Below are 1,501 nucleotides of genomic sequence, written 5' to 3'. Positions count from 1 at the left end.
ACCACGTGTGGCGCGTGATGATCGCCGACGAACGCAAGGCCAAACACCAGTCATCTCAGGCGACTTGACAAGACACAGAGGCACCCCGAGATGCGAGGAGTGGTGACAGCAGGTCAGATGAATCTCACGAGAGGAGATCTGACGATGCCTGCCCCCAGGAAATACCCGCTGGAGTTGCGTGAACGTGCGGTGCGGATGTACCGCGCGTCGGAACCGAAGCCTGTCATCCGCCGCATGGCCGAGGAACTCGGCGTGCATCACGAGGCCCTGCGCGGCTGGATCCGGCAGGCCGAGGCGGATGCCGGCGAGCGGGACGACCTGCTCACCACCGAGGAGAAGGAAGAGCTTGCCCAGCTGCGCCGCGAGGTGCGCGAGCTGCGCAGGGCGAACGAGGTCCTGCGGACGGCCTCGGCTTTTTTCGCCGCGCAGCTCGACCCGACCCGGCCCAGGTGAGAGCGCTCGTCGATGAGCACCCGCACCTGGGGGTCGAGCCCGTACTCCGGGAACTGCACATCCCCACCTCCACCTACTACCGCCGGCTCCAGGCGGAGAAGGAGCCGTGCGACAGAAGACGTCAGGACGCGGAGCTGACCGAGCAGATCCGCCAGATCCACGAGGACTCCGGAGGCATCTACGGCTCACCGCGCGTGCATGCCGTCCTCAAACGCGACGGCGTGGCGATCGGCCGCAAACGGGTCGAGCGGCTGATGCGGGAAGCCGGCCTCGCCGGCATCAGCCCCCGCCGCACCGGCAAGGGCTTCACCCGCCGTGACCCGGACGCTGACCTTGCCCCGGACCTGGTGCGGCGCGACTTCACCGCGAGCGAGCCGGACCGGCTGTGGGTCACCGACCTGACCATGGTCTCCACGCTGGAAGGACCACTGTGGCTCTCGGCGATCAGGGACGCGTTCTCCCGCCGGGTGGTCGCCTGGGAGACCTCCGCCCGCGCGGACGCCGACCTGGTCCTGACCACGCTGGAGTACGCGCTCGCGTCCCGTGAGGTCGAGCCCGGCACGCTCATTCACCATGCGGACCACGGCTGTCAGTACACGTCCATCAAGCTCACAACACGCCTGGTGCGGGCAGGAATTAAGGCATCCATGGGATCGGTGGGCGACTCCTACGACAACGCGCTGGCCGAGAACCTGTGGATGCTGATCAAGACCGAGTGCGTCCGCGGCCGGGTGTTCGCCACCCGGGCCGAGGCGAACCTCGCGCTCTTCGAGTACATCGACGGGTTCTACAACCCCCGCCGCATCCAGAAACGACTCGGCTACCTCAGCCCCATCGAGTTCGAGGAGAAGCACTACGCCAACCAGGCAGCGGCCGAACCAGTGAACCTGAGACCCCGTAAACCCGCCCTGACCAGCTAGTCAGCACCTCCCACACAGCGGGGGAAGCTCACCTTAGTGGGCGGTTCGTAAGGCTATGTCCGTTTCCGGCTGGGGGTGGGCGCAAGGTCGCTGGTGGAGGTTCCGTCGGCTATTGCTTCCGGGTGAAG

2 protein-coding genes are annotated in these 1,501 nt (G+C 66.8%); both read left to right on the top strand.

What is annotated here, in order from left to right; genetic code table 11:
- The first annotated feature begins 144 nt into the window (after positions 1-144).
- A complete protein-coding gene (locus ACH4U7_RS53165; RefSeq protein WP_398534941.1) occupies positions 145-453 on the top strand; it encodes a transposase in 309 nt (102 codons plus the stop codon).
- Entirely contained in the window at positions 450-1,373 is a 924-nt protein-coding gene (locus ACH4U7_RS53160) for an IS3 family transposase (RefSeq protein ID WP_398534940.1), read from the top strand. The genes ACH4U7_RS53165 and ACH4U7_RS53160 overlap by 4 nt, the downstream gene beginning before the upstream one ends.
- Positions 1,374-1,501 lie beyond the last annotated feature (128 nt).

Source organism: Streptomyces sp. NPDC020845, assembly GCF_044334165.1.
Taxonomy (GTDB): Bacteria; Actinomycetota; Actinomycetes; order Streptomycetales; family Streptomycetaceae; genus Streptomyces.
This window is presented reverse-complemented; position numbering and strand designations above follow the sequence as displayed.